Raw genomic sequence first — 4,531 nt, 5'->3', positions numbered from 1 at the left:
CCCCCCCCCCCCCCCCCCCCCCCCCCCCCCTTTTTTTTTTCAAGCTGATGACGGCATACGAGTTGTAGCTCCGTCTCGTGGGCTCGGATATGTGTATTAGAGACAGGTCCAACACCTACTGTTACATAACCTTTCGAATCAAGGTACATATGATTAACCTTGCCCTCATAATTTTCCAGTTTTGCCTTTAGTGCTGCCTTTTCAGTTGCAGTAACCATATATCCTCTAACTTTATAACCATCCACTATGTCTGATTATAGTTAGTCTTGATATATCATCATGTTATGGTCAATATTCTTCCGACACAGATCGAATTTTTTGCCATTTAACGACTTGTTAAGGTGTGAGTAAAGCAATACCGATGCCGCCGCATAACACCTTAAACACTAAACTCAACGCATAGAAAAAATGCCACGCGTTGCGAATTACTCTTAAACAGTTTGTATATACCAATTCCGTCCACGCGCAATAGACCTTTGATCTAACGCATTGTTCTTAATGTGCAAATACGATTATAACTTGCTATACACTTTATATGATAGGAGTTTGCTATGCCTTGTAATCAAACACATATCCGCCGTTTAGATGAATCTGTTCTCACGAACCTTAGTAACCACCAAATGCACGACAATGGACGCCATAAATGTTGCCAATGTGCATACAACTCCGGTTATGAGCAAGGGCGACAGTTAAGAAACTCGATCCACTTAAATATCGACGAATTGGGCGATAGCCAAGCAAGAGCCGATGGGCGACATAAGAGTGTTCACCAAGCATTCGCTCTTGGGTATTCTGATGGTATTCGAGATTTCATCGCATCGGATCAATAGCAATTTAAGGGGGGGATTCCCCCTTTTGGTAGCCGCGTTAAGTGGTGAGCAACGTACCACCAAACTCAATAAAACCACCTTAAACACCACGCTACAATTTGCAACCAAAAATACCCAGCGTTGGTCGTATTAATGGCATATGTGTTAGGCTAGTTTAGTCAAAGAGTTCACTATTTCTAAATTCGTTGCAAATGTGTGTCTTAATCTGTTGAGAATTGCCCCATAGTGACTCGACAGGAAACTGCTTACCAAAAACGGAAATGACCAATTGATCGTCAAAACTTTCTGCCACATTCTCTTCGGCTACAATCACTGCTGCGCACATGCCTGTGATATAACCTATTGGGAGATTCCATTTATCTGAACCAATCTGTATCGAACCATTCAAGTTAAACTCTAGCCTCGGGTCGAGCTCACCTTCATGTGCAATTGAAGTTCTACCAAACTTATAAAGTGCATCTGTAATGCTAATACCATCACATATAATATTGGATAAACAGTTACCTGTGGCAATGGTTGAGATTAGTTTTTCTTCATCTTCTAGGAATGCTTTGATTCTTTTACCTACACCATCTTTTGGTCTTCGTCGTTTTGCCGTTTGATCTATTGCCGGAAATAAATTAACGAGAGCCCCCTCAAAATCATCAGTTTGCAAATGCTTGATAGATTGCAATACTCTCCTGCTTACCCCTGTTGGTTTCTTATTTTTCTGCATACATTCTCCGAATATGTAGATTAGCCTAACCACATCCACGCCACCACTGCACCAACCTACCGCAGCGAGTATCACCTCCGCATGGCATAAACGATTCGCATACGTAACCCCCTCACTCAGCCTATCTATGATTGTTCTAACTAAGCACTCACAATATGAGATCGCTATTATATCAACATGTTTATTATCAAACCCAGTTTTTGTATGGTTATTTGGACAAATCAACAGTAAAAAAGAAAAGCTAGGCACTGGAGTGATAGCTTTTCTTTTTAAGATTTAGGCAGGGAATAAGTTCGGGAGGTTGAGCTTCACGATTCCGAGGTTTCAAGGTTTCAAGATTTCGAGATTTCGAGATTTCGAGCGTATTACACCGTAGCCTGAACCTTAATCGTCATGGTGATCTGCATGCTCTGCTTCGGTGCCAATATCGTTAGGCTTTCACGGTGACTAGCCGTATCTAATGGTGTTGTAGCCAACGACGCTAATTCTGCGTGGGCATTTACCGCTTGGCTTTGTGGCTCTACACACAGAAAACCCGCTTGCCCTTCGGGTTTATACACTTGCAAGTAATGGCACGGGCTGGTGAGCGTGACGAGTAACCCATTATTGTGGTTCAAGGTGGCTGTTACCCCCGATTTATCCATCCGATAACCATTGTTTATCCATGCGTTGGGGATAGGTTTGGTTTGTTCAAAATCGAATACTGTGGGAATAGCCGTTGTATAGTCGCTTGGCAGATAAGTCGCATCTTCCCGCCATACGCCAAGCGCAGAGAACTGCACCTGTGTATTGGGTAAGCAATGAAAGAAGGGATGAAAACCCGCCCCGAACGGAAAGGCTTCCTCGCTAAAGTTGGTTACTGTCATGGTGACAATCAGGCTGTCTTGTTCTAGCTGAAAATGCTGCTTGGCTTGGTAGTGACACACACCTTTAATATCTGACGTCATCACTAATTCTAGCCATAACTCTTGCTGGTTCTGCCGACACAGTTGCCAATGGGTTAACCAGCCATCACCGTGTAAAAAGAAATCGGGATCCACTTGTGAATTAATCGGCAATGTTACTTGCCGTCCCTGCCATTCAAAGCTGTTACCTCGAATGCGGTTCACCATGGGCACCATAGGGAACATGCTGGCTTCCCCCGCGCTGTGCTCACTCAGTTTTGTTCGTGGCCGCAGAATATCGAAAGCATGTTCTTCGCCTTGATTGCAGACATATTCGCATCCATTGTTATACGTGCATTGGAAGGCATCAATAACTCCACCCTGCTCATTAATTACCAGTTTTAATGTGTCATTTTCGAGTGTGTGAGTTACCATAAATTAACCCTTCTACCGTTGTGATACCGTGCTACTTGTTAATTAACTCAATAAGTAATTAGCCCGAAATCTGCTTATAAAAGCTACTGTAAGAGGATGATGGTTCGTGGAGTGATAGCGAGGTCACAGGGATTACTAAACACTTATTACTAAGCTCTGATAACTAAGCTCTAATAACTAAGTACTTAGGACTAAACATTTATTACTAAACACGGATTCCTAAAGAGTGGTTAGTAATAGGGGTAATGACGCGGCCAGTAAAGCGACTTTGATTAGGTGGTGACAAACAATGATGACCAATACCTTAGGGTTCAATGGCCATAAAGGCCTTAACAACCAACAGGTGCGGCAATATAACTGCCGTATCATCATGGCGTTGCTGTATAAAAACAAAGGGATGACCAAATCACAACTGGCGCAGGCAACACAATTAAGCATTCCAGCGATCACCAAGATCATTGATGCATTAATCGAGCAAGGCCGCGTTGAAAATACCGTGTCGCCACACGTTAGCAAGGGCAACTTTAAAGGCTTGTACAATGTATCGCGCCATCGCCCCGATACCATTTGCCTTAACGTGTCTCCAACCCGCATTCAGGCCATCATGGTCGATAATGAAATTACCCCCTGCTCTACGTTCATCAATCAAGCCATTGCACCTGCTACGCCAGAGGCACTCATCGACGATATTGTTGCTGTAATTGTTGCCTGTCGCCAAGTGAACCGCACCACACCGTATCGACTATCGATTGCGGTACATGGACAAGTGGATACTCATGTTGGATCGTCAATGCGGATGCCACAAGCCCCGTGGACACAAGCCATAGAGCTTAAATACATTCTCGAACAACGCTTACATGTTGATGTGTTGGTCGATAATGATTGTGTGATGATGGCACTGGCAGAAAAGTGGTTAGGCGGCCACAGTGGGCAGGATTTCTGTGTACTGAATATCGATTACGGAATCGGCTCTTCGTTCCTGATCAACAATAATATCTACCGCGGCAAAATGTTTGGCAGTGGGCAAATCGGTCACACTAAAGTGGCAAATAACGGCATTATTTGCGGTTGTGGCCGCGAAGGATGTTTAGAAACCGAAGCCAGTTCAAAAGCCTTGTGCGAGTGCTATTCTCAACACTCTTCGTTACACCGTCACAACAAGACGACTCGTAAGGATGAGAGTGCGCACTTTCCGCAAACACGAGAGATAGAGATAGAAAAAGGACAAACTCTCGCATTTGATGATTTTGTTCTGCGCTATCAACAACACGATCCTATCGCGTTAGATGTCGCCCATCGCGCTGCAACTGTGCTTGGTCAAGCTTTGTATAATTTTCTGATCACCCTCAACATCAATAAAATCATTCTGTACGGCAACACTTGTGCCTTGGGGCAACCTTGGTTAAATACGATCACAGATCAAACACTCACTAATCCGTTTGAAGATAAGAATGCCCGCCGCCAAGATCAAACACTGGTGTCGTTTGGTCAGCTAAGCCAAATAGAACGTGTGATGGGCATGAGCTATTTATGGGTTGAACAGGAGCTGGATAGTTTGTTTCTCGCATAAAAAAGATCACCGCTGGGGGTTAATGCCGATCAGTTAGCGTAAATATGATCGGTTGAACGATCCTCCAGAGCTGTCAAAATCCAAGTGTAATTAATGC

Annotated in this window: 4 protein-coding genes; 2 read left to right on the top strand and 2 right to left on the bottom strand. The window is 43.9% G+C overall.

The window, feature by feature from the left end; genetic code table 11:
* Window positions 1-551 precede the first annotated feature (551 nt).
* A complete protein-coding gene (locus ASV53_RS22820; protein ID WP_094958816.1) occupies window positions 552-830 on the top strand; it encodes a hypothetical protein in 279 nt (92 codons plus the stop codon).
* A gap of 154 nt (window positions 831-984) precedes the next feature.
* Here ASV53_RS22820 and ASV53_RS22815 read toward each other — a convergent pair whose 3' ends face one another.
* Both ASV53_RS22815 and ASV53_RS22810 read right to left on the bottom strand, forming a co-directional pair.
* Window positions 985-1,545, bottom strand: coding sequence for an Rv1289 family protein (locus ASV53_RS22815; protein ID WP_205049227.1), 561 nt, complete (start codon window positions 1,543-1,545; stop codon window positions 985-987).
* A 365-nt stretch (window positions 1,546-1,910) separates the two neighbouring features.
* A complete protein-coding gene (locus ASV53_RS22810; protein ID WP_094958815.1) occupies window positions 1,911-2,864 on the bottom strand; it encodes an aldose 1-epimerase in 954 nt (317 codons plus the stop codon).
* A 289-nt stretch (window positions 2,865-3,153) separates the two neighbouring features.
* Between ASV53_RS22810 and ASV53_RS22805 the strand changes: the two genes are divergently transcribed.
* A complete protein-coding gene (locus tag ASV53_RS22805; protein WP_094958814.1) occupies window positions 3,154-4,434 on the top strand; it encodes an ROK family transcriptional regulator in 1,281 nt (426 codons plus the stop codon).
* Window positions 4,435-4,531 lie beyond the last annotated feature (97 nt).

Origin of the sequence: Photobacterium sanguinicancri (assembly GCF_002265265.1) — a bacterium.
GTDB classification, from domain to species: Bacteria; Pseudomonadota; Gammaproteobacteria; order Enterobacterales; family Vibrionaceae; genus Photobacterium; species Photobacterium sanguinicancri.
The sequence above is the reverse complement of the archived record's forward strand: the minus strand, read 5'-3'. Positions and strand labels throughout refer to the sequence as shown.